This is a genomic window from Mesorhizobium sp. B2-4-6 (assembly GCF_006442775.1).
GTDB lineage: Bacteria > Pseudomonadota > Alphaproteobacteria > Rhizobiales > Rhizobiaceae > Mesorhizobium.
Genome location: NZ_VFVI01000015.1, coordinates 43,439 through 69,692, shown reverse-complemented (window position 1 = coordinate 69,692; position 26,254 = coordinate 43,439). Strand labels below are relative to the sequence as shown.

General features: G+C 64.6%; 29 protein-coding genes. 12 read left to right on the top strand and 17 right to left on the bottom strand.

Annotated elements, in window-relative coordinates; translation table 11 throughout:
* Window positions 1-281 precede the first annotated feature (281 nt).
* Window positions 282-689 (bottom strand): ACT domain-containing protein, encoded by a 408-nt coding sequence (locus FJ957_RS27845; protein ID WP_140836033.1) that lies wholly within the window; start codon window positions 687-689, stop codon window positions 282-284.
* 161 nt (window positions 690-850) lie between these two features.
* On the opposite strand from FJ957_RS27845, the gene FJ957_RS27840 reads away from it, so the two are divergent.
* The 4 genes from FJ957_RS27840 (at window position 851) to FJ957_RS27825 (ending at window position 3,519) form a co-directional block, all read left to right on the top strand.
* The gene (locus FJ957_RS27840) at window positions 851-1,756 is read left to right on the top strand and encodes a bestrophin family ion channel (protein ID WP_140836032.1); all 906 of its coding nucleotides are present in this window, start codon (window positions 851-853) and stop codon (window positions 1,754-1,756) included.
* Between the two features lie 395 nt (window positions 1,757-2,151).
* Entirely contained in the window at window positions 2,152-2,562 is a 411-nt protein-coding gene (locus FJ957_RS27835) for a DoxX family protein (RefSeq protein WP_140836031.1), read from the top strand.
* Window positions 2,563-2,574: 12 nt separating this feature from the next.
* The gene (locus tag FJ957_RS27830; RefSeq protein WP_140836030.1) at window positions 2,575-3,102 is read left to right on the top strand and encodes an SRPBCC family protein; all 528 of its coding nucleotides are present in this window, start codon (window positions 2,575-2,577) and stop codon (window positions 3,100-3,102) included.
* A 153-nt stretch (window positions 3,103-3,255) separates the two neighbouring features.
* Window positions 3,256-3,519, top strand: a complete 264-nt coding sequence (locus FJ957_RS27825) for a YMGG-like glycine zipper-containing protein (protein ID WP_140836029.1) — start codon at window positions 3,256-3,258, stop codon at window positions 3,517-3,519.
* Window positions 3,520-3,584: 65 nt separating this feature from the next.
* Here FJ957_RS27825 and rpsP read toward each other — a convergent pair whose 3' ends face one another.
* The 4 genes from rpsP to FJ957_RS27805 all read right to left on the bottom strand — a co-directional run bounded on the left by rpsP (window position 3,585) and on the right by FJ957_RS27805 (window position 7,238).
* Window positions 3,585-3,986 (bottom strand): 30S ribosomal protein S16, encoded by a 402-nt coding sequence (rpsP, locus tag FJ957_RS27820; RefSeq protein ID WP_140658644.1) that lies wholly within the window; start codon window positions 3,984-3,986, stop codon window positions 3,585-3,587.
* 48 nt (window positions 3,987-4,034) lie between these two features.
* On the bottom strand, window positions 4,035-4,361 hold the full coding sequence (locus tag FJ957_RS27815; protein WP_140836028.1) for a chorismate mutase: 327 nt from the start codon (window positions 4,359-4,361) through the stop codon (window positions 4,035-4,037).
* Between the two features lie 7 nt (window positions 4,362-4,368).
* Complete coding sequence (gene ffh / locus FJ957_RS27810) at window positions 4,369-5,946, bottom strand: signal recognition particle protein (RefSeq protein ID WP_140836027.1); 1,578 nt, start codon at window positions 5,944-5,946, stop codon at window positions 4,369-4,371.
* A gap of 341 nt (window positions 5,947-6,287) precedes the next feature.
* Window positions 6,288-7,238, bottom strand: coding sequence for a type II CAAX endopeptidase family protein (locus tag FJ957_RS27805; RefSeq protein ID WP_140836026.1), 951 nt, complete (start codon window positions 7,236-7,238; stop codon window positions 6,288-6,290).
* A gap of 141 nt (window positions 7,239-7,379) precedes the next feature.
* On the opposite strand from FJ957_RS27805, the gene FJ957_RS27800 reads away from it, so the two are divergent.
* Complete coding sequence (locus tag FJ957_RS27800; RefSeq protein WP_140836025.1) at window positions 7,380-8,018, top strand: hypothetical protein; 639 nt, start codon at window positions 7,380-7,382, stop codon at window positions 8,016-8,018.
* A gap of 359 nt (window positions 8,019-8,377) precedes the next feature.
* Here FJ957_RS27800 and FJ957_RS27795 read toward each other — a convergent pair whose 3' ends face one another.
* Window positions 8,378-8,983, bottom strand: coding sequence for a DUF1236 domain-containing protein (locus FJ957_RS27795; protein ID WP_140647871.1), 606 nt, complete (start codon window positions 8,981-8,983; stop codon window positions 8,378-8,380).
* 86 nt (window positions 8,984-9,069) lie between these two features.
* Complete coding sequence (locus FJ957_RS27790; protein WP_140836024.1) at window positions 9,070-10,149, bottom strand: putative zinc-binding metallopeptidase; 1,080 nt, start codon at window positions 10,147-10,149, stop codon at window positions 9,070-9,072.
* Window positions 10,150-10,473: 324 nt separating this feature from the next.
* Between FJ957_RS27790 and FJ957_RS27785 the strand changes: the two genes are divergently transcribed.
* Complete coding sequence (locus FJ957_RS27785; protein WP_140836023.1) at window positions 10,474-11,277, top strand: lytic transglycosylase domain-containing protein; 804 nt, start codon at window positions 10,474-10,476, stop codon at window positions 11,275-11,277.
* A 326-nt stretch (window positions 11,278-11,603) separates the two neighbouring features.
* Here FJ957_RS27785 and FJ957_RS27780 read toward each other — a convergent pair whose 3' ends face one another.
* The gene (locus tag FJ957_RS27780) at window positions 11,604-12,824 is read right to left on the bottom strand and encodes an argininosuccinate synthase (protein WP_140836022.1); all 1,221 of its coding nucleotides are present in this window, start codon (window positions 12,822-12,824) and stop codon (window positions 11,604-11,606) included.
* Between the two features lie 183 nt (window positions 12,825-13,007).
* Between FJ957_RS27780 and FJ957_RS27775 the strand changes: the two genes are divergently transcribed.
* On the top strand, window positions 13,008-13,649 hold the full coding sequence (locus FJ957_RS27775) for a LysE family translocator (RefSeq protein WP_140647866.1): 642 nt from the start codon (window positions 13,008-13,010) through the stop codon (window positions 13,647-13,649).
* Between the two features lie 3 nt (window positions 13,650-13,652).
* On the opposite strand, the gene FJ957_RS27770 is transcribed toward FJ957_RS27775, so the two are convergent.
* The 3 genes from FJ957_RS27770 to FJ957_RS27760 form a co-directional block, all read right to left on the bottom strand.
* Window positions 13,653-14,120 carry a hypothetical protein gene (locus tag FJ957_RS27770; RefSeq protein ID WP_140836021.1) on the bottom strand — a complete coding sequence of 156 codons (468 nt, stop codon included), beginning with the start codon at window positions 14,118-14,120 and terminating at the stop codon, window positions 13,653-13,655.
* Window positions 14,117-15,349: a 23S rRNA (adenine(2503)-C(2))-methyltransferase RlmN gene (gene rlmN, locus FJ957_RS27765; RefSeq protein ID WP_140836020.1), complete on the bottom strand. Its 1,233-nt coding sequence runs from the start codon at window positions 15,347-15,349 to the stop codon at window positions 14,117-14,119. Before rlmN ends, FJ957_RS27770 begins: the two co-directional genes overlap by 4 nt.
* A 102-nt stretch (window positions 15,350-15,451) precedes the next feature.
* Window positions 15,452-16,882 carry a DHA2 family efflux MFS transporter permease subunit gene (locus FJ957_RS27760; RefSeq protein WP_140836019.1) on the bottom strand — a complete coding sequence of 477 codons (1,431 nt, stop codon included), beginning with the start codon at window positions 16,880-16,882 and terminating at the stop codon, window positions 15,452-15,454.
* A 330-nt stretch (window positions 16,883-17,212) separates the two neighbouring features.
* Between FJ957_RS27760 and FJ957_RS27755 the strand changes: the two genes are divergently transcribed.
* Window positions 17,213-17,512, top strand: a complete 300-nt coding sequence (locus tag FJ957_RS27755) for a hypothetical protein (protein WP_140647862.1) — start codon at window positions 17,213-17,215, stop codon at window positions 17,510-17,512.
* A 179-nt stretch (window positions 17,513-17,691) separates the two neighbouring features.
* The gene (locus FJ957_RS27750; protein ID WP_140836018.1) at window positions 17,692-19,041 is read left to right on the top strand and encodes a chloride channel protein; all 1,350 of its coding nucleotides are present in this window, start codon (window positions 17,692-17,694) and stop codon (window positions 19,039-19,041) included.
* Between the two features lies 1 nt (window position 19,042).
* On the opposite strand, the gene FJ957_RS27745 is transcribed toward FJ957_RS27750, so the two are convergent.
* The 4 genes from FJ957_RS27745 to FJ957_RS27730 form a co-directional block, all read right to left on the bottom strand.
* Entirely contained in the window at window positions 19,043-19,237 is a 195-nt protein-coding gene (locus tag FJ957_RS27745; protein ID WP_140836017.1) for a hypothetical protein, read from the bottom strand.
* A gap of 52 nt (window positions 19,238-19,289) precedes the next feature.
* Entirely contained in the window at window positions 19,290-19,793 is a 504-nt protein-coding gene (locus FJ957_RS27740) for an invasion associated locus B family protein (RefSeq protein WP_140836016.1), read from the bottom strand.
* Between the two features lie 256 nt (window positions 19,794-20,049).
* Window positions 20,050-20,412, bottom strand: a complete 363-nt coding sequence (locus FJ957_RS27735) for a YkvA family protein (RefSeq protein WP_140836015.1) — start codon at window positions 20,410-20,412, stop codon at window positions 20,050-20,052.
* A 220-nt stretch (window positions 20,413-20,632) separates the two neighbouring features.
* Entirely contained in the window at window positions 20,633-20,926 is a 294-nt protein-coding gene (locus FJ957_RS27730) for a 4a-hydroxytetrahydrobiopterin dehydratase (RefSeq protein ID WP_140836014.1), read from the bottom strand.
* Between the two features lie 117 nt (window positions 20,927-21,043).
* On the opposite strand from FJ957_RS27730, the gene FJ957_RS27725 reads away from it, so the two are divergent.
* Window positions 21,044-21,559, top strand: a complete 516-nt coding sequence (locus FJ957_RS27725; protein ID WP_140836013.1) for a low molecular weight protein-tyrosine-phosphatase — start codon at window positions 21,044-21,046, stop codon at window positions 21,557-21,559.
* On the opposite strand, the gene thpR is transcribed toward FJ957_RS27725, so the two are convergent.
* Both thpR and FJ957_RS27715 read right to left on the bottom strand, forming a co-directional pair.
* Window positions 21,466-22,059: an RNA 2',3'-cyclic phosphodiesterase gene (gene thpR / locus FJ957_RS27720; RefSeq protein ID WP_140836012.1), complete on the bottom strand. Its 594-nt coding sequence runs from the start codon at window positions 22,057-22,059 to the stop codon at window positions 21,466-21,468. The genes FJ957_RS27725 and thpR overlap by 94 nt on opposite strands.
* 118 nt (window positions 22,060-22,177) lie before the next feature.
* Entirely contained in the window at window positions 22,178-22,822 is a 645-nt protein-coding gene (locus tag FJ957_RS27715) for an arylesterase (RefSeq protein WP_140836011.1), read from the bottom strand.
* Between the two features lie 82 nt (window positions 22,823-22,904).
* Between FJ957_RS27715 and FJ957_RS27710 the strand changes: the two genes are divergently transcribed.
* Both FJ957_RS27710 and FJ957_RS27705 read left to right on the top strand, forming a co-directional pair.
* Entirely contained in the window at window positions 22,905-23,603 is a 699-nt protein-coding gene (locus tag FJ957_RS27710; protein ID WP_140836010.1) for an ABC transporter ATP-binding protein, read from the top strand.
* A complete protein-coding gene (locus FJ957_RS27705; protein WP_140836009.1) occupies window positions 23,603-26,143 on the top strand; it encodes an ABC transporter permease in 2,541 nt (846 codons plus the stop codon). Before FJ957_RS27710 ends, FJ957_RS27705 begins: the two co-directional genes overlap by 1 nt.
* Window positions 26,144-26,254 lie beyond the last annotated feature (111 nt).

The window sequence follows — 26,254 nt, the reverse complement described above, 5'->3', positions numbered from 1 at the left end:
GCCGCTGCCGCGGCTGGCCCTGCGCGGGCGCGCCGGACGACCGGCGGCCCGCGGTCGCGGGCTCGGCCTTCGGCCGGGACGCCCTTCCTTCTCCCCGTTCAACGGGGAGAAGGTGCCCGAAGGGCGGATGAGGGGCAGCGCCGGCCTATGAGTGACCGGACCGAAATCACCCTACGCCCGGCCATCGGCTCCGATGCCGCCACCATCGCGAAATATCCGGCAGGCCTTCCTTGTTGGCCGAGCCGTCGCCGAAACCATCTCTATGCGCTCAGGCGCTGAGTTCACCCGCCGCTTTCAGCCGCCAACCGCTGCAATGTGGCCAGCGCCTCCTCCGCCCGCTCCGCCGGCACGAAGAGATGGTCGTGATAGAAGGCCGAGACCGGATTGACGCCCATGCCGGCCGCCGCGAGCCGTCTCGTGATGGCGGCGAGGAAGCCGACGGCTTCCAGCGAGGAGTGGATGTCGAGCGTGATCATGCGGCAGCGGAAGGTGCCGGCGAGGCCGGCGGCCTTCGCCTCGTCTTCGGTTGTGATCAGGGTCAGGCCTTCCCGCTCGCGAAATTGCATGATGGGATCGAGTCTCGCAGGGACCGGCGTGCCCGGCGCCAGCGTCGCGAACACATAGACGTCGGCAAGCAGTTGCGGCGTCATCGACGCGAGCAGTTTTTGCAAGTTGGTCTCGCCCGTCATCGTCGCTCCTCCTCGTGGCAGTCGCAGTCGTATGTCTCAATACATGCAAGGGCCGACGGTCCGGCCGTGTCGACGACATCTCGATGTCGCTTGCGGGTGCGCCGCGGGCATCGACCGCACAATAAGACATCAAAGCCAAGCCGGCTTGCAAAGGTCACCCAATGATCGTCCGCCCGCGCCCGACATTCCTGCAGCTGTTCTTCATCATGCGCGGCTCGGTGGTGCCGCGCATCCTGCCGCAGATTTTCGGCTTCGCCCTCTATTCGGCGGTCATCCTGCTGCTCGCGCGGCACTTCCAGCTCGACCTCAGCGCTTTCAGCATCGCGCCTTTCGGGCTCGTCGGCGTGACGCTGTCGATCTATCTGTCGTTCCGCAACAACGCCGCCTATGACCGATGGTGGGAGGCCCGCAAGCTCTGGGGCGCGCTGGTTTTCGAGATCCGCAACCTGGCGCGCGCCACCACCAGTCTGGTCGGCGACCGCGCCGAGCAGCGCGCGCTTCTGATGGAGGCGCTTGCCTTCTGCCACCTGCTGCGCGGGCAATTGCGCAAAATCGACAGCACAAACGACGCCCGCGCCTTCATCGGCGACGAGGTCGACAAGGCCGTCGCCCGCACCAATCCGGCCGACGACATGGTCCGCCGCATGGGCCGGCGCGCCAATGCGCGGCGCGAGGCGGGCGCGCTCGACCCGATCGGCTTCCGCATCCTCGATGAAAGGCTGGCCGCGATCGCCGCCATCCAGGCGGGCTGCGAGCGGATCGCCGGCACGCCCTTGCCCTTCGCCTATACGCTGTTGGTGCATCGCACGGCCTATGTCGTCTGCCTGCTCCTGCCGATCGGCCTGATCTCGACCACTGGCTGGGCGACGCCGCTGTTCACGGCGCTGATCGCCTATACGTTCTTCGGCCTCGACGCGCTGTCGGAAGAGCTCGAGGACCCGTTCGGCATCGAGGCCAACGACTTGGCGCTGGATGGCCTTTGCCGCGTCTGCGAGATTTCCGTGCTCGAGGCGCTGGACGAGACGCCGCCGAAGATGATCGCGGCCGACAAGTTCTACTTCTCTTAGGAGGTCGATCCACGAGAGCTCTGCCCTCGGAGATTGGTCGAAAGCGCTGTGTTCTCTTCGTCATTCTAATGCATGTCGCGGAAAAGTGTGCAGCCGTCTTGCGATAACGACATGCATGAAAACAAAGCCTTAAAGCGCGTCGCCTGAATCCGCTTCAGCGCGACGCGCTTTAAGGCCGGAGCAAGGAGCGAAGCGACGCGGCGCAGACCCAGAAGTTAAGATCGCCTGGCTGGAGCTTCATTCTAGAGCGCTGCATTCTTCGTTCGACGTCACGGCATGGATACTCGGGTCAAGCCCGAGTATGACGAAGGCGTGTAGGATCGCGGCATGTTCCTTCGTCCTTGGATCGAACCCGGCAAATGGCCGGCATTCGAAACCATCAGGAGGGAATATCCATGCGCATTTCCGAAGCCGCGCCTGCTTCAAAAGGCGCTTTGTGGGCCGGGCGCGCGCTCAGCGCCGTCGTCGTCCTGTTCATGATCTTCGACGGCGTCATCAAACTGCCGCCGCTGGATGTCGTCACGCAAACGATGGCGCAGCTCGGCTGGCCGGCCGATCCAAATGTGGCGCGCATGCTGGGCGTCATCGGCCTGGTCTCGACCGCGCTCTACGCATGGCCACGCACGTCGATGCTCGGCGCCATCCTGCTCACCGCCTATATGGGCGGCGCGATTTCGACGCATGTGCGGACTGGCAACCCGCTGTTCTCGCATACGCTGTTCGGCGTCTATCTCGGCATTATCCTGTGGGGCGGGCTCTACCTGCGCGACGCAAGAGTGCGCGCGCTGATCCCGTTTTCGCGATAGGGAGGAGAACAGATGTTTGCCACCATCCTCCTCATCCTGGCCGTCATCATCGCCGCCGTGCTGGTCTATGCCGCGACCCGGCCGAACGATTTCGTCGTCACCCGCTCGGCCAGCATCAAGGCGCCTGCCGAGACGATCTTCCCGCTGATCGACGATTTTCGGCGCTGGCTCGAATGGTCGCCCTTCGAAAAACTCGACCCCGAGATGAAGCGCACGCTCTCCGGCGCCGAAAGCGGCAAGGGCGCGGCCTATGCCTGGGAGGGCAATTCGAAGGCCGGCAAGGGCCGCATGGAGATCATAAATTCGGTGCCGTCGTCGCAGGTCGCGCTAAAGCTCGCTTTCGAAAAGCCGTTCAGGGCCAACAACACTGTCGATTTCTCGCTTTCGCCGTCCGGCGAGGGCACGACCGTCACCTGGGCGATGCGCGGCGCGAGGCCTTTCATTGCCAAGCTGATGGGCCTGTTGATGAATTTCGACACGTTGATCGGCAAGGATTTCGAGGCCGGCCTCGGCAATCTGATACGACTCGCCGAGCGGTGAAAACCGCCAGGTTTTCAAGGAGTTGGCGTCCGGTTGCGTAAATCCCACCGGCACGTAGCCGGCCAATCTTCATCATCGTCGGGATCAATTCAGCCGTTCGTGAGTTTAGGGCATGGCGGCGAGGACGGCGATCCGCGTGAGAGAGGAACAATTATGAAGAAAGCAATTACCATCCTGATGCTGACGATGGCCCTTGGCGCCTGTTCGCAAACGGAAAAGGGTGCGGCGATCGGCGGCCTGGGCGGCGCGGCAGTTGGCGCCGCGGTGGCAGGCAATCCGGTTCAGGGCGCGGTGGTCGGCGGCGCGGTCGGCGCGGTGGCCGGCGCACTGATCGGCCATGCCAGCGAAAGCGGCCAGTGCCGATATCGCGACCGCTACGGTCGCGTTTATGTGGCGCGCTGCCCATCCGGCTACTGAGGCGTCAGGCAGACCAAAGAAAACGGCGGGCCTGGGCCCGCCGTTTTGTAAGCGAAAGGCCGTGATTACTCGGCGGTGGCGGCTTCAGCCTCGGCCGGCGCGGCGGTCGCCGCGGCGGCGGCAGCGGCCGCATCTTCCTGGGCCTTCTTCAGCAGGGCGGCGCGTTCCTGCGCCTTCTTGCCGGGCAGGGCCTTGTTCGGGTTCGAGCGGGTTTCGCGCTTGGCAAGGCCGGCCTCGTCGAGGAAGCGCAGCACGCGGTCGGTCGGCTGGGCGCCATGCGACAGCCAATGCTTGACGCGATCGGCGTCGACCTTGACGCGCTCGCCGTCCTTCGGCAGCAGCGGGTTCCAGGAACCCAGCGACTCGATGAACCGGCCGTCGCGCGGCGAACGGGCGTCGGCGACGACGACGTGGTAGTAAGGACGCTTCTTCGAGCCCGCACGGGCCAGTCTGATCTTCAGTGCCATTTGTTTTCTCCTAAAAGCTCTGATTTCGTTGAATAAGTCGGGGTTTCTTCAACCCGTTTTCGTCACACCGTTGGAAGCGGCGATCTGTTCGTGATGCCGGATCACCTCGCGGACGACGAAGTTCAGGAACTTCTCCGCGAAATCCGGGTCGAGGTTCGCATCTTTCGCCAACTGGCGAAGGCGGGCGATCTGCTGCTGCTCGCGCGACGGGTCGGCGGGCGGCAGGCCATGCTCGGCCTTCAGCACGCCGACCGCCTTGGTGCAGCGGAAGCGCTCGGCCAGCATATGGATGAGGGCGGCGTCGATGTTGTCGATCGAAGCGCGGTAGCCAGCCAGGATGACGCGTGCGTCGGCCATGTCTTTCTCCTCGTTCATCGCCCCCTCACTTCTTTTTTCCAAGGCCGGGCAGCCCGCCGCCGCCGAGGCCCGGAAGACCCGGAAGCTTCATGCCGCCGGGCAGGCCCGGCAGTCCGCCGCCACCGGGAAGTCCGCCCGGCATGCCTTTGCCGAGACCGGCGGCCTGCGCCTGCTTCTGCAGGGCCTCGAGCTGCTTGGGATCCATCCTGGAAAGATCGGGCATGCCGCCCGGCATCATGCCGCCAAGGCCCATTTTCGAGGCGAGGCCGCCCATCATGCCGCGCATGAGGCCGCCGCCTTTGCCCTTGCCGCCCATCGCCTTCATCATGTCGGCCATGCCGCGATGCATCTTGAGCAGCTTGTTGATCTCGGCCGCGTCCGTACCGGAACCGGCGGCGATGCGCTTCTTGCGCGAGTGTTTGAGCATATCGGGGTTGGCGCGCTCGGCCTTGGTCATCGAGGAGATGATGGCGAGCTGGCGGCCGAACATCTTGTCGTCGAGGCCGGCGGCGGCCAGCTGGTCCTTCATCTTGCCCATGCCGGGCATCATGCCCATGATGCCGCCCATGCCGCCCATTTTCGACATCTGCTGAAGCTGCTGGGCGAGGTCGTTCAGATCGAACTTGCCCGACTGCATCTTTTTGGCCATCGCCGCCGCCTGCTCGGCGTCGATGGTCTCAGCGGCCTTCTCGACGAGCGAGACGATGTCGCCCATGCCGAGGATGCGATCGGCGATGCGCTTGGGGTGGAATTCCTCCAGCCCGTCCATCTTTTCGCCGGTGCCGATCAGCTTGATCGGCTTGCCGGTCACGGCGCGCATCGAAAGGGCAGCGCCGCCGCGGCCGTCGCCGTCCATGCGGGTGAGCACAAGGCCGGTGATGCCGACGCGTTCGTCGAAGCTCTTGGCAAGGTTCACGGCGTCCTGGCCGGTCAGCGAGTCGGCGACCAGCAGGATCTCGTGCGGGCTCGACACCTTCTTGATGTCGGCCATCTCGACCATCAGCGGCTCGTCGATATGGGTGCGGCCGGCGGTGTCGAGGATGACGACGTCATGGCCGCCGAGCCTGGCGGCCTGCACGGCGCGCTTGGCGATATCGACCGGGCTCTGGCCGGCGATGATCGGCAAGGTGGCGACCTTGGTCTGCTCGCCGAGCTGGCGCAGCTGCTCTTGTGCTGCGGGCCGCCGCGTGTCGAGCGAGGCCATCAGGACCTTCTTGTTCTGCCGCTCGGTCAGGCGCTTGGCGATCTTGGCCGAGGTGGTCGTCTTGCCGGAGCCCTGCAGGCCGACCATCATGACGACGACGGGCGCCGGCGCGTTGAGGTCGACGGCCACGCCCTCGGCGCCGAGCATCTCGACCAGCTCGTCATGGACGATCTTGACGACCATCTGTCCGGGCTTGATCGACTTCAGCACCGCGGCGCCGACCGCCTTCTCGCGCACCTTGTCGGTGAAGGAGCGAACCACTTCCAGCGCGACGTCGGCCTCGAGCAGCGCCCGGCGCACCTCGCGCAAAGCCGCCGAGACATCCGCCTCGGACAGCGCGCCGCGGCCAGTCAGGCCGTTCAGGATGGAGCCAAGACGCTCCTGGAGGGATTCAAACATCTGCGGTCCTTGATCTCGGTGGGTTTCGACCGAGAGGTAGTGCGTTCGCGCCGGGTCGCCAAGCAAAAGCGCAAAGCCAAAAAGCACCCGGGGGCGCATCGCGCTGCCGGGTGTTGGCCTCCAGGATCTCTTTACAGCACCCGCCTCAAAGCGGCTTCGGCGTCCTGGTCGGCTTTCGCGAAAGAAAACTCGTCGCGGAATTCAGCGGCTCTAGACAGGAAATTGGCCGCGGAGTCAAGGCTGATGCATGTCGCGCAAAAGTGCGCAGCGGTTTTGCGGCAACGGCATGCATCAAAAGACAATGCCGAAATCCCAGCCAAAACGCCGCGATTCGGGACGGCTCAGCCCAGGCTTTGCTTGATCGTCCCGACCCTGAGCGGCGAGCGCCGGTGCAAAAGCAAGAGCATCGTCAAAAGCGTGCTGACGATGCCGATCGCGGCGATGAGAACGGCGTCCAGCCCGGTCCAGCCGGGGCCTTCGAGGGGCTTGGCATTAAGCAGCGCGAAGCCATTGTAGCCCTCTTGGTGCGAGATCAGCAGGAAGCCGGTCAGATTGTTGCCGAGATGGGCGCCGAAACCGGCGCCGAGATTGCCGGTGACATAGACCAGGAGCGTGAGCAGCAGGGCAAAGGTGCCGATCGAGACCAGCACGCAGGCATTGATGGCAAGTGTCGAGGCCGAATTCCAGTGCAGCGACGCGAACAGCAGCCCGGGCAGCAGCGCCCAGACCAGCGGGCTGCTGAAGCGATAGGCGAGGCCGCGCAGCAGATAGCCGCGAAACAGCATCTCCTCCGACGAGGTCTGCAGGAAGGCGAGCAGCACGATCGGCACCAGGAAGAGCAGCCAGGACGAAAAGGCGATCGGCCCGCGCGCGATCTCCGGCTGCAGCCAATAGAGCAGGACCTCCGAAAAGAGCGAGGTGATCAGCACCGCGGCCAGGCCCTTGAGGAAATCGCCGCCCGCGACGCGGCGGCTGACGCCAAAAAGGGCCGACAGCGGCTCGCCATGCACGAAACGCATCGCCACCCACAGGCCGATCCAGATGCCGGCAAAGGAGGTCAGAGCGCTCAGGATGCCGGTGGGCGATGCCAGGAAGTCCTGCATGTAGCGCCCGGTCGAGGGGCCGGGGAGACGCCAGACAAGGTAGAGATAGGTGCCGGCAAACAGCACCAGAGCCGTCATCGCCATCCAGAAGGCGATGACGATCGCAGTCCCGAAAAACAGGCGCAGCAAATTGGTCTTTTCGTTCGGCGAGCGGCGATAGCGCTCGAAGGCGGCATTTTCGATCGTCACGCGGCTCCCCTGCCGAAGGCTTTAGCCACATGGGTCTAGGAGATCGGCGTTTTCTGCGCAATCGTCTTGGGTGGCTATCCAGTTTACTGCAGAAGACAAGGCGACTACCTTGTCCAATATTCCATCCGACCGATCACTATCGTGATCCTGGATATGGATAACCAAAAAGGACGTGAGCCTATGAAAGGCGAACAAACGAAGCCCGCTGACGTCAGAAGTGGGTCTATTATTACCGGCAAGGACTTGGAAAGGTATTGGCAACATCACGATGCGCTGTTGGCGTTTCATAGTCTGTTCAACGAGCGGGAAACAGCCGACGAACGCGCTATTGCAATAGTGGGTACGACGTTTCTCGATAACATCTTAGAACATATGCTCATAAACTTTATGGTAGATGATGAGAAAGAGACGAAAAGGCTGGTTGGCGTCGACTGCCCGCTGGGCACTTTTTCAAGCCGCGTAACGGCATCTTACTGTCTGGGATTAATCTGTAAGACGGTGCGTGACGATCTCCGCACCGTCGGTAAAATTCGTAATAAGTTTGCGCACCAACTTGAAGCGGCGTTTGACATAGAGCCGATTCGCGGTTGGTGCCTTTCGCTCAAATGGCACGAGTTTTCTATGATGATGAAAGCTCCCGCCGACGCCACTCCGAGAGATGTTTTCCAAGTGGGCGTCAACCAGCTAATCACTTACCTAAGCGGCATGTTGAGCGTAGCACGCTTGGAGCGCCGTAGCATGCGCGACGAAGACAGTGGCGGTCCCACATTGCTGAGATAATTCGCGTCAACGGTTGATGGAACTAGCCAGAACGCTTGTCGCGGTCGTCATCCACGGGCGAAGCAAGGAGCGAAGCGACGAGCGCAGACCCGAGGATCCATTCCGTGACTTTGGGGCGCCGCAAACGGTGCAGAATTCTGCTCCGCTGCTTTCTTCGGTTGAGGTAACGGCATGGATCCTCGGGTCTACGCGTCCGCTTCGCTTCCGCTCCGCCCGTGGATGACGAAGTTCGGACCGTTCGGCCAATCCCGAACGTATGCGGCGCAGCTTTGAACAGATGCAAGCGGCCTGAGCTGCCGGCACGCAAGCAAACGGCCGCCATCCCGGCGACCGTTTGTCTTTTCAGGTGTCGGTCCCGATCAGCGCATCACATAGACGATGCGCCGCGTGCCAGGATCGACCAGCGCCGGCTGGTTGTTCACATAGACGTAGCGATACCGATAATCGGGGATTTCGCGCAGCTCGACCGTGTCGGGCAGCGTGGCGCCGGTCACCACCTCGCCGTCGAGATAGACCGGATCGACCCGGTGCGTGGCGACATAGGTGCCGACCTCGGCCGGCGGCCTGCCGATCGACTCGATGGCGTCGTCGTTGGAAACGATGGCGCCGGTGTAGGTATCGGTCGTGTAGATGTTGTCGGTCGGCGGGGCGACGACGGCGATCTCGGCATTGGCCGGGCGACGGGTCACGACGACGCGGCTGCCGCCGAAATCGCCCGTCACATAGTCGGAATAGACCCAGCCCTTGCCGTCGGCTTCGGCGATCGTGCACCATTTGCTGCCTTCGATGCAGCCGTTAAGCGTGGCCGACTGCCCTGCCGCCAGCACGCCGATAACCGGATATTGCGGCCCGGGGCCAGCGCGAACGTTCAAGTCGGTCACCGCCTGTACGGGAGTGTCGGCGAAAGCTGCGCCTGAGATCGTGAGCAGCGCACCGGCCAGAGCCGGAAACAACACGCGTGTCATGGTTATTCTCTCCGTTTTCAACGCTCCCTCGGGATCGGAAACGAAACAAAGGCTTATGCGTTCCGGCTAAAGTGCTTTGCGCCCGCTCACGAATTGTTCCAGGCCTTTTTCGACGCGCCTGTCAAAAGCTCGTGCACGAATGCGAGTTTGCCCGCCGCCACCTCGGAAATCACGAAGGGGTAAAGATCCGGCAGGCCCATGCAGCGGTTGATCGAGTTGGAGGCCTCCGACAGCACCAGCCAGCGGGCCAGGATCCTTTCAAATGGCTCCGGATCCAGGTCGGGATCGGCGGGCGCCGGGTGCAGACGGCCACCAGTGTCGCCGCGCGGGATGGCGTCGGCGTCCACGGTCTCCAGCCGGCCAAGCGGAAAATTCAGCGCGTGAACCATCTCCAGCGTGTCGGTGATGTGGAGATGATGCGCCCAGGTCTCGGCCCAGTCTTCCCAGGGATGGGATGCGGCATAGGCCGAGATGTGGCGCTGCTGCCAGTCCGGCGGAGCGCCATTGGCGTAGTAAGCTTTCAGGGCCTGTTCGTAATCGGCCCGCTCGTCGCCGAAGAGCGCGCGGAAGGCCGAAAGCCGATCGGGATCGCCATGGATCAGCCGGTCCCAATAATAGTGGCCGATCTCGTGGCGGAAATGGCCGAGCAGGGTGCGGTAGTTCTCGCCCATTTCGACGCGTCGTCGTTCGCGCTCGGCGGAATCGGCCTCGGCAACGTTGAGCGTGATCAGGCCGTTGTCATGGCCGGTCAGGATGCGCTCACCGCCCGGACCGGCGCCGATCGGGTCGGCGAGGAAGTCGAACGCAAGGCCGATCTCGTCGCCCGGGCCGGTCTTGGGCACTACCGGCAGGCCGAAGGCCAGCAACGAATAGATGGCGCGTTTCTTCGCTGCCTCGACCCGGATCCAGCGCCGACGGTTGCCGTCGATGGAAAGGTCGGGAATGACCTGGTTGAGGGCGCAGGCGCGGCAGAAAGTCCGCCCAGCCTCGGCACGCCAGTTGCAGGCGCACTCGTCGGCATTGCCGCATGCGGGAACGCCGCTCGCACCCCCCAGCAGGAAACGTGCTTCGTACGGGTCGTAGAGCACCAGGCTGGAACAGTTCAGACACTGGGCGTTCTCGAAATAAAGGCGGTGGCCGCAGTTTGGACAGTCGAACAGCTTCATCTTGTTTTCAACGTGCGGAAGAGGTGGAAGCCTCTCGAAACGTCCGCCGGGCCTCCGGCGTTCCGAAGCTATTTCGTAGCGAGTTGGGCAATGACCTGCCGGGCACGCTTTCGCCCCGGCAAGTCCCTGCGGAACCGGCGCCAATGATCACGACATCAACGTCTTTCATGAGGCAAGCCCGCCACACCTGATGGCTGATCGTAGGTAAATTGCCCTTCTTTCGCCAGTGTCGCGTGTCACGTCCCCCGTGAGGGCGGTGACAACCAGACGTTTCGCTGGCAAATTCGCAACCGGGACGTGATTCAAGGCAACCAGGAGAAGGACATGGCATTTTTTGCCAAAAGACGGATTTTCGTGGCCGCCGCGGCGGTGGTGGCGATGCTTGGGCTGGCGACAGGCGCTGAAGCCGCGGCCAGCTGCGGCAAGAATGGCGCCGGCTTCGACGCCTGGAAGCAGGACTTTGCCGCCGAGGCCAAGGCCAACGGCGTCGGCCAAAGGGGCCTTTCGGCGCTGGCCGGGGCGACCTACGCGACAAGGACGATTTCGGCCGATCGCGCCATCCACAAGGCGTTCAGCGGCTCGGTTGAGGCGTTCATGCAGCGACGCGGGGCTTCCGCCATCATCTCGAGAGGCCGCGCGCTGAAGAAGGCCAACGCGGCGATGTTCGCCAACATCGAGCGGACCTATGGCGTGCCGCCGGGCGTGCTGCTGGCCATCTGGGGCATGGAGACCGGCTTCGGCGCCTCGATGGGCAACCAGAACACGGTGTCGGCCATCCTGACGCTCGCCTATGACTGCCGCCGCCCGGACTACTTCACCCCGCATGCCATCGCGGCGCTGAAGCTGGTCGATCGCGGCGCGCTGAGCGCGTCGTCGGTCGGCGCCATGCATGGCGAGATCGGCCACACCCAGTTCCTGCCCGGCAACGTGCTGAAATACGGCGTCGGCAGCGGCAACCTGCGCGACCGCAACACGGCGCTCGCCTCGACCGCCAATTTCCTCAAGGGGCATGGCTGGCATGCCGGCGCGAGCTACGAGGCCAATATGGGCGCAATCGCCGGCTGGAATTCGGCAAGCGTCTACCAGCAGGCCATCGCCCGCATCGCCGAGGCGATCGACGCGGATTGATCTTTGAATCTCTGTTGAGCAGAACAGCCCGGCCATGCGCCGGGCTTTTTTGTTGGGCTTGGAGATTGGCGAAAGCCGGGAAGCAGGGAAGCAGGGAAGCAGGGAAGCAGGGAAGCAGGGAAGCAGGGAAGCAGGTATCTCCCCTCTCGGGTGCCTCGGCGGAGATGTGGCCAGAAGCGACGGAGGGGGTCCTCGCGCGTGAAACGGCGACGTATCCTTCGTCATTCTAGGGTCTGCGCGCGTCGCTTCGCTCCTTGCTCCGCCCTAGAATGACGAAGGACGGGTTGGCAGGACAGCGCTCCCCTTGCGGGGAAGATCAGCAAGCTTCAGCGACGGTTCCTTGCCGCCAGCGTCCGCAGCCGCAGGCCATTAAGCCGAATGAATCCCTCGGCGTCCTTCTGGTCGTAGGCGCCGCGGTCGTCCTCGAAGGTGACCAGCGCATCGGAATAAAGCGTCTTCTTCGACTTGCGGCCGGTGACGATGACATTGCCCTTGTAGAGCTTCAGCCGCACCGTGCCTTCGACGTCTTCCTGGCTCTTGTCGATCATCGCCTGCAGCATGACGCGCTCGGGCGAGAACCAGAAGCCGTTGTAGATGAGCTCGGCGTAGCGCGGCATGAACTCGTCCTTGAGATGGGCGGCACCGCGGTCGAGCGTGATCGATTCGATGGCGCGGTGGGCGGCGATCAAGATGGTGCCGCCGGGCGTCTCGTAGACGCCGCGCGACTTCATGCCGACGAAGCGGTTCTCGACCAGATCGAGGCGGCCGATGCCGTTGTCGCGGCCGAGGTCGTTGAGCGCCGCCAGCATGGTGGCCGGCGACAGTTTCTTGCCGTTGAGCGCGACCGGGTCGCCCTTGAGGAATTCGATCTCGATCTCGGTGACGGCATCGGGCGCGTCCATAGGCGAAACGGTGCGCTGATGCACGAATTCCGGCGGCTCGTTCCACGGATCCTCCAGCACCTTGCCTTCGGAAGAGGAGTGCAAAAGGTTGGCGTCGACCGAGAAGGGCGCTTCGCCGCGCTTGTCCTTGGCGACCGGGATCTGGTGCTGCTCGGCGAAGTTGATCAGATCGGTGCGCGACTTGAACGTCCAGTCGCGCCAGGGCGCGATGACCTTGATGTCGGGGTTGAGCGCATAGGCCGACAATTCGAAGCGGACCTGGTCGTTGCCCTTGCCGGTGGCGCCATGCGCGATCGCGTCGGCGCCGGTCTCTTTCGCGATCTCGACCAAGTGCTTGGAGATCAGCGGCCGGGCGATCGAGGTCCCGAGCAGGTAGGTGCCTTCATAGACGGTGTTGGCGCGGAACATCGGGAAGACGAAGTCGGCGACGAATTCCTCGCGCACATCGACGATGCGGATGTCCTTGATGCCCATCATCTCGGCCTTCTTACGGGCCGGCTCCAGCTCGCCGCCCTGGCCGAGATCGGCGGTGAAGGTGACGACTTCGGCGCCGAGCTCGGTCTGCAGCCATTTCAGGATGATGGAGGTGTCGAGGCCGCCGGAATAGGCGAGCACGACTTTCTTGACGTTCTTGATCTTGGACATTTTTGGCGGTTCCGCGGGAAAAGAGCTTCGCGGGGCGAGGTATCACGGCCTTTCCGGGCGGCGCAAGAGACGAACAGAGGCCTGGCTCCAGCACAGGCTGGGCCAGATGTTTGCCCGGGCAGACGCTGGCGGAGCAAAAATGGTCGCGTTATAGGCTGTGCGATCTCACCCAGGGCCGCACGCATGTCCTTCATTCCCGACACTTCGACGCTCATCCAGTTCGCCATCGCCACCGTCATCTTGGCGATCACGCCGGGGCCGGACATGACGCTGTTCGTCTCGCGCACGCTGAGCCAGGGCCGCGCCACCGGCTTTGCCTCGATGGCGGGTGCGCTCACCGGCACGCTGATCCACACCACGCTGGTGGTGGTCGGCATCTCGGCGCTGATCGTCGCCTCGCCGATGGCCTTCTTCGTCCTGAAGATTTTTGGCGCCGGCTATCTGGTGTTCCTGGCCTGGCAGGCGGTGACGAAGGGTTCGGCCTTCTCGCCGGAGAAGAGGACCGGGCCGCAAGTCTCCCTGTTCCGCAGCTGGGCGGCCGGGCTCGGCGTCAACCTGCTCAACCCCAAGATCATCCTGTTCTTCATGACCTTCCTGCCGCAATTCGTCTCCGCGCACGATCCGAACGCGTCCGGAAAGCTGTTCTTCCTCGGCATGATGTTCATCGTGCTGTCGATCCCGGTGACGGTGCCGATGGTGCTGGCGGCGGAAAAGTTCTCGGCGGCGATGAAGGCAAGCCCGCGCGTCACGCGCGTGGTCGACTATCTGTTCGCCGGCGTGTTCTCGGCCTTCGCGCTCAAGATCCTGACGGCGCAGGCGAAGTAGGGCTCACGGTTCCGCGTCGAGCAAGGGCGCGCGGCGCCAGCTTCCGGCCCAGCGACCAGCGGAGAGCCAGTAGAAGATGCCGCCGACCATGCCGGCGCCGATCACGGCCAGCCTGGCATTGGTTTCGGTGACATCGAAATTCGCATCGCCGACATTGTGCACGAAGCCGAGAAAGACGATGGCGATGACGGCGCCGCCGAGCGCGTAGAACAGCCAGTCGCGGCGGCCGAGCACCTCGGCGATCAAAATGACGACCGCCGCCGGCAGGAAGGCGAAATAGGCGACGAACAGCGCCACGAACGGCACCGAGAAATAGAGCGTTGCGGTGGCCGTCGGTTCCGGATCGGCCGGCGTATAGCCGAGATGCGCCAGGACCAGGACGTTGAGGAAGGTGCTGGCCGCCAGCGAGGCGACGACATAGCCGACCAGGATGGCGGCGAAGCGGATGAGGTAGGCGATGATTCGCCTCACGCCTCGCCGTGTCCCGCGATCATCATGGCTTCGAGCGCCAGACGGTCGACCTTGCGCATGCGCTCGGACTCCGACTTGAGCTGGCCGCAGGCGGCGAGGATGTCGCGGCCGCGCGGGGTGCGGATCGGCGAAGCGTAGCCGGCATTGTTGATGTAGTCGGCAAACTTCTCGATCGTCTCCCAGTCCGAGCACTGGTAGTTGGTGCCGGGCCAGGGATTGAACGGGATCAGGTTGATCTTGGCCGGAATGCCCCTGAGCAGCTTCACCAGCGCCTTGGCGTCGTCGAGGGAATCGTTCACGTCCTTCAGCATCACATATTCGAAGGTGATGCGCTTGGCGTTGGAAAGGCCCGGATAGGCTTTGCAGGCGGCGATCAGCTCCTTCAGCGGGAACTTCTTGTTGATCGGCACGAGCAGGTCGCGCAGGTCGTCATTGGTGGCGTGCAGCGAGATCGCCAGCATGACGCCGATCTCCTCGCCGGTGCGGAAGATTTCCGGCACCACGCCGGAGGTCGACAGGGTGATGCGTCTTTTTGACAAGGAAAGCCCGTCGCCGTCGGAGGCGATCAGCAGCGCCTTCTTCACCGCCTCGAAATTATAGAGCGGCTCGCCCATGCCCATCATGACGACGTTGGAAACCTTGCGCCCCTCGGCCGGCACGATGGCGCCGTCCGGCGTGTCGCGGTCGGGGAAGTCGCCGAGGCGGTCGCGCGCGGTGAGCAGCTGCGCCAGGATCTCCTCGGCGGTGAGGTTGCGCACCAGCTTCTGCGTGCCGGTGTGGCAGAAGGAGCAGGTGAGCGTGCAGCCGACCTGCGAGGAAATGCAGAGCGTGCCGCGGCCTTCCTCGGGAATGTAGACGGTCTCGATCTCGACGGGACGGCCGGCGCCGCGCGGCGGAAAGCGGAACAGCCATTTGCGCGTGCCGTCGGAAGAGATCTGCTCCTCGACGATTTCCGGCCGCGCGACGGTGAAATGCTTGTCGAGCTCGGCGCGCAGGTCCTTGGAGATGTTGAACATATGCGCGAAGTCGGAAACGCCGCGCACATACATCCAGTGCCAGAGCTGCTGGGCGCGCATCTTGGCCTGACGCTCCGGCACGGTGCCGGCATTGATGAGAGCTTCACCGAGCTCGGCGCGGGTCAGGCCGATCAGCGACGGCTTCTCGGTCGGTGTTGCGCGGCGCAAGGCGTCACGAGCGCCTTCGGCGGTAAGATCAAGCGAAACGGTCATGGTGGCGCCAATATAAGCGATTTGCGGCCGATTTCAGCATCGGTCGCAGATGAAGCGCGGCGCATAGCACAGCTCGGCGTCGGAGTCATGCGCCCCGCAGGTTCAGGCGTCGGCTTCCGCCTTGCGGCGATGGCCGCTGACCTGCTGGCCGTCTTCCGGATGCAGGAAGAAGAACCCCGGTATGGAAAGCAGCGGGATCACCGCCGTCAGCAGGAACGCCCAATGGAACTGGTCCGCCGTCGGCGCATGCGCCTGGCCGGAGACGAGGCCGAGCACCATGGCGGCGATCGAAACGCCGAGCGAAACGCTGAGCTGCTGCAGGACGCCGCCCAGGCTGGTGGCGCGGCTGAGCTTCTCGCCTGGCAGGTCGGCATAGGACAGCGTGTTGGACGACATGAACTGCGCCGAACGCACGATGCCGAAGAAAAAGACATAGAGGCCGATCAGCCAATGCGGGGTGTCGGCGTCGAGCAGGGCAAAGCCCGCCACGGCAACGGAGCCGACGATCGCGCTGCCGCTGAGCACGGCCTTGAAGCCGAAGCGCCGCAGAAAGAACGACAGCAGCGGCCGCATCAGAAGCGCGCCGAAACTGCCGACGAAGGTCAGCGAGCCGGACGTGACCGGGCTCATGCCGAAGCCGACCTGCAGCATCAGCGGCAAAAGGAACGGCGCGCCGTTGAGGCCGATGCGACACAGCCCCCCGGCAAGCGTGCCGACCCAGAAGGAGCGGAAGCGAAACAGCGTGAGATCGACCGCGGGCGCCGCGACGCGGCGCGCATAGCGGCCGAAGGCGAGCAGAAGCAGGACCGACGCGGCCAGCACCAGCATGGTCGCCAGCGAGGAAATGATCGGCCTGCCGATATTCTCCAGGCCGAACTGCAGCAACGCGGCGCCAGCGCCCACCATGAGGAAGCCGGCGAAGTCGAAAGGCTGCGCCTCCTCACCGTGGAAATCGTCGACGAAGCGCAAGGCGGCGAAAATGCCGATGAGGTCGAACGGCACGTTGACGTAGAAGATCCAGCGCCAGGACGCATAGGTGGTCAAGAGGCCGCCGAGCAGCGGCCCAATGACGGGACCGACGATCGCCGGCAAGGTCATGTAGGTCATGGCCGTGATCAGCCCGCTGCGCGGAAAGGAGCGCAACAGGATCAGCCGCCCGACCGGCGTCATCATGGCGCCGCCCAGTCCTTGCAGCGCGCGCATGGCCAGGAGCATGCCGACGCTGTCGGCCACGCCGCACAGGACCGAGCCAAGGGTGAAGGTGAAGAGCGCCAAGGCGAAGATTTTCCGGGCGCCGAACCGGTCGGCGAACCAGCCGCTGACCGGAATGAACACCGCGAGCGTCAGGATGTAGGTGGTGATCGCTAGGTTGAGCCGGACCGGGGTGGTGTCGAGGCTTTGCGCGATGGCCGGGATAGCGGTGGTGAGAATGGTGGAATCGAGCTGCTCCATCAGGAAGGCGATGGCGACGATTGCCGGGATGATCAGCTTGAGACGCGGGTCGCGCTCGGTCGCAAAGAGATGCTGTTCCAATTGTCCGCCAGTTCCGTCGTGCAGGAAGCGGTGGCCCGCCTGTGGGCCATCCACGATCAAGCCGGCGTCGATTCGTGCGGCCCAGCCGGCCTGGCCTTCCCGCCGCACCCGACTGCTTTATGTCCCGATCGATGCGAAGCGATAGCGATTTCGGCTGGCACAGAGGTCAACAAATTTTGAGCCCTGCCGCCGGTGCCAGGGCGGAACGGGGCCGGCTCCCGCCATGGCCGGCTGAAAATCGATCACATATTCGTGTTGGCGTAACCAATCGAAGCGTATCCGCGAACCAGAAAGGGGCGACCATGCCCCTCAACAATGGGAGTTGTTCAGATGCACTCGATCAAGTTCGCACTCGTTGCCGGCCTCGCCGGTCTTTGCGCCTCGCAGGCCTTTGCCGAGGACACGATGGGCGCCATGACCATGATGAAGGGCGGGCAGGTCACCGCGATCATGCCGGACGGTCACATGGGCACCATGATGCCGGACGCCAAGATGAGCGCCGATATGATGAAGATGGCCAAGCCCATCAAGCATTGCATGATGATGATCACCGACGCCAAGGGCAAAGCCTACATGATCGATACGTCGACCAAGAAGGCCCAGGCCGAATGTGAAAAAATGGCGATGTGACCTCGCCGATCCTGCGTGCCGACCTCCCCGCCGGCCGGTACGCCGGCGGGTTATCCGCCATTTGGCAACGTCTCCTTGAGCACCGCTCCTCGACCCGGCTGACATAGCATCGGGCCCGCCCTCGCGGGTTGATCGGCCCGGTGAGTGTGCTAGGGCGGGTGACCATCAAGAGGACAGGCATGGCCGGCATATCCCGAAAATACCGCATGCTGCGGCGTTCGCAGGCCATGTGGATGTCACGGCGCGTCTGGCAGCCGCGCCTCGTCTTCTGGGCCGGCGCCATTTCGATCGGCCTGATCAGCGTCCTGTTCGCCCTGCTCGCCGACCGGGCGCAGGCCCTGTTCCATCTCATGACGGGCAATGACGGTGGCTGGCGCTTCTATCTGCCGCTGGTCGTGACGCCGCTCGGTTTCGTCCTTTGCGCCTGGCTTGCACATTCCTTCTTCCCGGGATCGCAAGGCAGCGGCATTCCGCAGGCGATCGCTGCGCGGCATCTGCGCGACGAGGACGACCGCAGCCACATCCTGTCGTTGCGTTTGGCGGCGGGCAAGATCGCGCTCACCATCGTCGGGCTCGCCTGCGGCGCGTCGATCGGCCGCGAAGGCCCGACGGTACAAGTCGGCGCTTCGCTGATGCTGCAGGCGGCGCGCTGGGGCGGCATGGCGCAGGCGCGCGGCCTGATCCTTGCCGGTTCGGCCGCCGGCATCGCGGCGGCCTTCAACACGCCGCTCGCCGGCATCGTCTTCGCCATCGAGGAGATGGGCCGCGCCTATGAATCGCGCACCAACGGCCTTGTGCTGACGGCGGTTATCCTGGCCGGCCTCGCCTCGCTTGGGCTCATCGGCAACTACACCTATTTTGGCGTCGCCAAGGACACGGTCGCCTTCGCCGCCGACTGGCCGCTGGTGCTGGCCTGCGGCATCATCGGCGGCGGTGTCGGCGCGCTGTTCTCGCTCTCGGCGCTGAAGGTCATGCGCCGCATCCGGCGCTGGAACGCGCTGCAACCGCTGCCGCGCACGCTGGCCGTGGCGGCTGTCTGCGGGCTTGCCGTGGCCGCGATCGGCATCGCCTCCGGAGGATTGACCTTCGGCACCGGCTACACGCAGGCGCGCGGCGCGATCGAGGGCACGCCGCTGCCGGCCATCTTCTTCGTCGAGAAATTCGCGGCCGGCCTCTTGTCGATGGTGTCGGGTATACCGGGTGGCATCTTCGCGCCGTCGCTGGCGGTGGGCGCCGGGCTGGGCAGCACGCTCGGCCTGGTCTTCGGCGCGGCCACGGGAACCGCGGCGCTGCTCGGCATGGCCGGCTATTTCGCCGGCGTCGTGCAGGCACCGATGACGGCCTTCGTCATCATCCTCGAAATGACCGGCAACCACGACAATGTGATCGCGCTGATGTGCGCGGCGGTGCTGGGCTACGGTACGGCTAGGCTCGTCTCCAACGAGCCGCTCTATCACGCGCTGTCGCGCGTCTTCATCGCCGAGGCGATCCGGCGGCGCAGGGCGGAGGCGGAGCCGGCGCGAGGCTGATCTATCGTTCTTCCGCTTTTACTTGCGGGAGGCGGACCTCGCTGTTGCGCCAAAGGGTCATATCTCCCTGGCTTTCAATGTCGCCGCGCGCATCGACAGCTTCCAGTCGCGCGGCGATGTCGTCCCAGGAAACCTGCACGCCCGCCTTGCGAAGCGCGTCTTCGGTTTCGCGAGGATCATGGCCGTCTAATGCCAACGGTCCATCGCCATTTGCATGATGTTGCGGTCCGCCGCCAAGGGGCCTCGGCTCATTTGCACTTGGCGATCGAGGACAGCGCGGCCGAGATGCCCTTGAGCGAGAAGACGTAGGAGGTGGGGTTGCCGCGGCCGGACTTGGCCTGCACCTTCATGTCGGAGCCGGTCTTCATGGCTGCGATCAGCACCGGCTCTTCGGCGGCGTTCTCGACCCAGGCCGACTTGCCGCGGGTGAACATCGAGAACGACTTCTTGTCGATGGTGACGGTGGCTTTGGAGCCTTCCTGGAAATTATAGCCGGCGATGAACTGCGGCTCGTAGGAGACCTGTTGTCCGGGCCGCTGGCTGACGAAGAAGAACATGTCGCCGTGGTCGAGCGACGGGGGCTGCTTGTCGGTAGGCACGGTCAGCACATAGCACACCTTGCCGGCGGCCGACTGATAGCTGTAGGTGCCCCAGGCATTGTGCTGGCCGATCTTGGTCGCCTGCTGCGCCAATACCGGCACCGCCGAGCCCACCAGGACCAGGCTGGAAACTATAGCAATCAATCCGCGCATCGTTCTTCCCGTATTCCAAATTGTGCGGAGGCGGGCCGCGTGGCGTCCTGCCGTCGCTTCATTTTGATTTAATCAGGGTTACCAAACGGTGAATCGTCCTCGAAGAAAAGGAACTCACCCCAGGAAACCGCCACCATTCGCGCCGCCACTGTGGATTGAGGCCGGCGCGACGTCCCGGCGCGGAGTTGGATGCCACGAAAACGGCAAGAGTTTGTCTTTTCGCACGCGCTGATTTGCGGGCGTGGGCGAGCCGCCGTCAGCCCTTGTCGGCCAGCGCGTCCCTGGCGGCCTGCCTGTGGGCAGCCGTGATATGGCCGCTGACGGCGGTGATCGCGGCGGTCAGCACGGCAAGGTCGTCGGTGAAGCCGAGGCCGACGACGAAATCGGGAATGAAGTCGAACGGCAGGACGAAATAGCCCAACGCGCCGAGCAGGATTGCCTTGGCGCGCAGCGGCGTGTCCTTGTCCATGGCGCAATAATAGGCGGCGACAACCTCGTCCATGAACGGAATCTGCCGCGCCGCCTTCTTGGCGGTGCGCCAGAATTTCTCGCGGACCTCGCCCTCGTCGGCAAGCTTGTCGCCGAAGCCGAAGAAATCGAAACCGGTACCTTGCGTCATCAGTCGCTCCTTGGCGGCCGCCCGCATCGTTGCGCCGGCCCGCCGCGGGAAAATGTGGTGAAAGCGGGGGGCTGCTACAAGAGTTTGGGCGGTTGCTTGGCCGGAAAATCGGAAAAGGGATGCTGGTCAGCGGCGACCTGGGTGGCAATCGCCTAGTTTCCGCGATTGGCCGAGGCATCCCTCCGCCCTGGAATGACGAAGAAAGGCGAGTCTTTTCGCCTCAGCCGAAATAGCGATTCATCCGCTTTGCCAACTCGATATCCAGCGCCGTCACGCCGCCGGCGTCATGCGTGTTCAGCGTCACGTCGACGGTCTTGTAGACATTCGACCAATCCGGATGATGGTCCATCTTTTCGGCCGCCAGCGCCGCGCGCGTCATGAAGGCGAAGGCCTCGGAGAAATTCTTGAAGACGAAGCTGCGTTTGATGGAAGCGCCGTCGGCGGCGAGCGACCAGCCCTCGAGCTCGGCCAGAGCCGTGGCGATCGCGTCCTTGGTCAGTTTTTCCCTGTTCATGTGTGGTCCCTGTGCTATTCGGAAATGGCCTGCACCATAATGCATGTCGCCCAAAAGTGCGCGGCGGTTTTGGGTTGACGACATGCATGAAAACAAAGATTTAAACCTGCCGGATCGATGCGCGAAAAGCCGATAAAATCCATTCTGTTCGTCTGCCTCGGCAATATCTGCCGGTCACCGCTTGCCGAGGGCGTTTTCCATAGCGTGCTGGCCGAGCGCGGGCTGGCCAGCCGCATCGTGCTCGATTCGGCCGCGACCAGCGGCTGGGAGGTCGGCTCCGCGCCCGATCCACGCTCGATCGCGGTGGCCGCAAAGCATGGCGTCGACATTTCAGGGCAGAGGGCGCGCAAGGTGCTGCCGGAGGATTTTTCGCGCTTCGACCTGATTCTCGGCATGGACCACGCGAATGCGCGCGACCTCAAGGCGCTGGCGCCAGCGACCGCGCGCGACCGGGTCCATCTCTATCTGGATTTCGCGACGGGAAAGACGGTGGACGTGCCGGATCCCTATTACGACGGCGCCGAGGCCTTCGCTTCGGTCTATCGCATGATCCGCGAGGCATCCGAGGCGCTGGCGAAGCGGCTCGAGGCCAGCGCTTCACCGACCAGCGGCCAGGCTTCCTCGACGATGTAGGGGCCGCCGCCGACCGAATCGCGCGACGACATCAGGACGAAGCGGCCGACGCGGAAGGGCAGCGCGGCAAAATTGCCGCGCGCCGAAAGATATTGCGCGACATCGAGCGGGCTCCCGTTGCGCAGGCGCGCCAGCGTCACATGCGGCGAGAATTTGCGCGGGTCGGCCGGCAGGCCGAGCCGCTGGCAGATGCGGTCGATCTCGCCCTGCAGCGCCGTCAGGTCGGGCGAGGCCGACACGCCGGCCCATACCGCATGCGGCTTCTTGCCGCCGAAGGCGCCGACGCCGGAGAGCGTCATCTGGAAAGAGGGGCGGTCGACCCGGTCCAGCGCGTTGGCGATCTCGTCGGCGACATGGCCTTCGACATCGCCGATGAAGCGCAGCGTCAGATGGTAGTTTTCGACGTCGATCCAGCGCGCTCCGGGCAACCCGCCCCGGAGCAAGGACAGGGAGAGAGCAGCATCACGCGGAATTTCGAGGGCGGTGAAAAGACGTGGCATGTGAAGCCTCCTGTCCTCGAATCGAAACTCTCGTCCCTAGCGAATCATCGATATAAGCGCGGGGCAAGAGCTTTGTTGTCCACAAAGTTTCCCCAGCGGAAACCGTGGCGTTTTGGACTCACGACGGGCCGCCATTGTCGGCGATCGCCTTCTCGACGGTGGGCAGGATGCGCTCGACGATCACGTCGACGCCCTTCGGATTGGGGTGCAGGCCGTCCTCCAGCTGCAGGTCGGGGTGGCCGGCGACGCCGTCGAGAAAGAACGGATAGAGCGGAAGGGCATATTTAGCGGCAAGCTTCGGGTAGATGGCGTCGAAGGCCTGCTGGTAGTCGGCGCCGAGATTGGGCGCGGCGCGCATGCCGGCGAGCAGCACCGGGATGTCGCGCTGCTTCAACTTTGCCAGCATGGCGTCGAGGTTCTTCTCGGCGATGCCGGGAGCGACGCCGCGCAGCATGTCGTTGGCGCCGAGTTCGAGGATGACGAGCCTCGTGCCGTCCGGCACCGACCAGTCGAGCCGCGCCAGCCCGCCGCTCGATGTGTCGCCGGAGACGCCAGCATTGGCGACGGTGATGTCGAGGCCCTTAGCCTTCAGCGCCGCCTGCAGCCTGTCGGTGAAGCCCTGGCCCGGGCCAAGGCCGAAGCCTGCCATCAGGCTGTCGCCGAAGCCGACGATGGTGAAGGTGGCGGCGCGCGCCGGCGTAATGGCGCCGCAAACGGCGAGGAAAAGGATGAGGGCTGCGGCAAAACGGTGTTTGAATGCCATGCGGCGAGCCCCATATGACCGAAACAACCCAAGGAAAGAGACACGGGCCGTCTCCTTTTTCCACATATAGGGCACTTTCATTGTGACAGAAGCCGTCATCGCGCTGAGGGACGTATCGCTGACGCTCGGCGAGGGGGCTTCCTCCGTCCACGTGCTGAAAGGCGTCAGCCTCGATGTCGCGGCCGGCGAAGCCACCGGCATCGTTGGACCGTCGGGCTCGGGCAAATCAACCCTGCTGATGGTTCTTGCCGGCCTGGAACGGGTCGATTCGGGTACGGTCCGGATCGCCGGTGAGCTGCTCAACGGCAAAAGCGAGGACCAAATCGCATCGTTTCGTGGGCGAAACATTGGCATCGTCTTTCAGTCCTTCCATCTCATTCCCAACATGACGGCGCTCGAAAACGTCGCGGTGCCGCTCGAGCTTGCCGGCCATGCCGACCCGTTCGGCGTCGCCGCGCGCGAGCTCGCCGCCGTCGGCCTGAGCGACCGTGTGACGCACTATCCGGGCGAGCTCTCCGGCGGCGAGCAGCAGCGCGTGGCGATCGCCCGGGCGCTGGCGCCGTCGCCGCGCATCCTCATCGCCGACGAGCCGACCGGCAATCTCGACCAGGCGACGGGAAAGCAGATCGCCGATCTTCTGTTCGCCAAGGCGGCGGAACGCGGCATGACGCTGGTGCTGGTGACGCACGACCCGACGCTTGCCGCGCGTTGCGCGCGGCAGGTCTCGATGCGCTCAGGGCGGATCGAGGACGCGCCGAAAGCCGTGAAGGTTCCCGCCTGATGCGGACATTGAAGCTCGCCATCCGCTTCTCGCTGCGCGAGATGCGCGGCGGCCTGTCCGGCTTCATGATCTTCCTTGCCTGCATCGCGCTGGGCGTCGCGGCGATCGGCGGCGTCAATTCGGTGGCGCAGGCGATTTCCGCCGGCGTCGCCAATCAAGGCCAGACGCTGCTTGGCGGCGATCTGCGCTTCCAGGTCAACCAGCGCAGCGCTTCGGACGCCGAACTCGGCTTCATCAAAGGCCTCGGCACGGTCTCACTGACTTCCGGCATGCGCTCGATGGCGCGGCTGGAAGACGGCTCCGACCAGGCGCTGGTCGAGGCAAAGGCCGTCGACGACGCCTATCCGCTCTACGGCACGCTGGAGACGGATCCGGCGCTGCCGAAGGATCAATTGTTCGGCGAAAGGTCCGGCGTGTTCGGTGCCGTCGCGCCCGACCTGTTGTTCGACCGGCTTAATGTTCGCATCGGCGACAGGCTGAAGCTCGGCAGCGCCATTTTCGAGTTGCGAGCCAGGCTGGTCAGCGAGCCGGATGCGGTGTCGGATGGTTTCGGCTTCGCGCCGCGGCTGATGATTTCGCGCGAGGGCCTTGCCGCATCCGGCCTGGTGCAGCCCGGCAGCCTGGTCGAGAACGCCTATAAGGTGAGGCTGCCCGACGGCGCGTCCGAGGCGCGGATCAAGGACATCCAGGCCGAGGCCGCGAAGGATTTCCCGCAGGCCGGCTGGTCGATCCGAACGCGCAGCAACGCGGCACCCGCGCTATCCGCCAATATCGAGCGCTTCTCGCAGTTCCTGACCCTGGTCGGGCTGACGGCGCTGGTGGTCGGCGGCGTCGGCGTCGCCAACGCGGTGCGCGCCTATCTCGACGGCAAGCGCGGCGTCATCGCCACCTTCAAGAGCTTCGGCGCCTCGGGCGGCTTCGTCTTCACCGTCTATCTGGTGCAGATCCTGTTGATCGCGGGCCTCGGCATCGTGCTCGGGCTGATCCTGGGCGCCGCGATGCCGTTCGTGGCGAGCGCGCTCCTGCAGTCGGTCATCCCGGTGCCCGCGCAAGGCGGCTTCTATCCTGGCGCGCTCGCCATGGCCGCACTCTTCGGCTTGCTGGTGACGCTGGCCTTCGCGCTGCTGCCGCTCGGCCGCGCCCGCGACGTGCCGGCAACCGCGCTGTTCCGCGAAATGGGATTCGAGAGCCGCGGCCTGCCGCGCCTGCCCTATACGGGCGCTGCTCTGGCGATCGTGCTGGCGCTGGCGGCGCTGGCGATCCTCTCGGCCAATGATTACCGCATCGCCTCGATCTTCGTCGGCGCCACGGTCTTCGCCTTCCTGGTGCTGCGGCTGGTGGCGTTGCTGGTGCAGTGGGCGGCAAAAAAGAGCCCGCGCGTGCGTTTCGTTTCGCTGCGGCTGGCGCTCGGCAACATCCACCGTCCGGGCGCGCTGACGCCCTCGGTGGTGCTGTCGCTTGGCCTCGGGCTGACGCTGCTGGTGACGCTGGCGCTGATCGACGGGAATCTCAGGCGGCAGATCTCCGGCAGCCTGCCGGAGCGGGCGCCGAACTTCTTCTTCGTCGATATCCAGAGCAGCGACGTCGACGCCTTCGCCAGCCTCGTCGGCAAGGAGTCGCCTCGGGGAACGCTGGTCAAGGTGCCGATGCTGCGCGGCCGCATCATGGCGCTCAACGGCGTCGACGTCGACAAGGTGAAGATCCCGGCCGACGGCGCCTGGGTGCTGCGCGGCGACCGCGGCCTGACCTATGACGCGAAACAGCCGGAAAATACGACGCTGACCGAAGGCGCGTGGTGGCCGCAGGACTATTCCGGCGAGCCGCTGGTGTCGTTCTCGGCGGAGGAGGGCAAGGCGATCGGGCTGAAGCTCGGCGACACCGTCACCGTCAATGTGCTGGGACGCAACGTCACGGCGAAAATAGCCAACTTCCGTCAGGTGCAATGGGAGACGATGGGCATCAACTTCGTCATGGATTTCTCGCCCAACGCCTTTGCCGGGGCGCCGCATGGCTGGCTGGCGACGCTGACCGACAAACAAGCCAGCACGGCCGACGACGCAAGGCTGCTCAATGCCGTCACCCGCGCCTTTCCGGCGGTGACGACGGTTCGCGTCAAGGACGCGCTCGACATCGTCAACCGGCTGGTCGCGCAATTGGGCACGGCGATCCGCGCCGCCGCCGGCGTGGCGCTGATCGCCTCGGTGCTGGTGCTCTCCGGGGCGCTTGCCGCCGGCAACCGGGCGCGCATCCACGACGCGGTGGTGCTGAAGACGCTCGGCGCGACGCGGCGGACGCTGATCACGGCCTTCTCGCTGGAATATGTGCTGATCGGCCTCGCGACGGCGCTGTTCGCGCTTGCCGCCGGCGGCATCGCCGCCTGGTTCGTGGTCGCGCATATCATGACGCTGCCGTCGCATTTCATGCCGGAGGTCGCGGTGGCGACGATCCTGGTTTCGCTGGCGGTCACCGTCGGCATCGGCCTTGCCGGCACCTGGCGGGTGCTCGGTCACAAGGCGGCGCCGGTGTTGCGCAACCTTTGACGGAAGGCCGAGAGCCGCCCGCCCGGTTAAATCTTTGTAAGCCCGGTTAAATCTTTGTAAGAATGCCGCCCGGAAGACCCGAAAACCGGCCTTTTGCCTTCTCACAAAGCG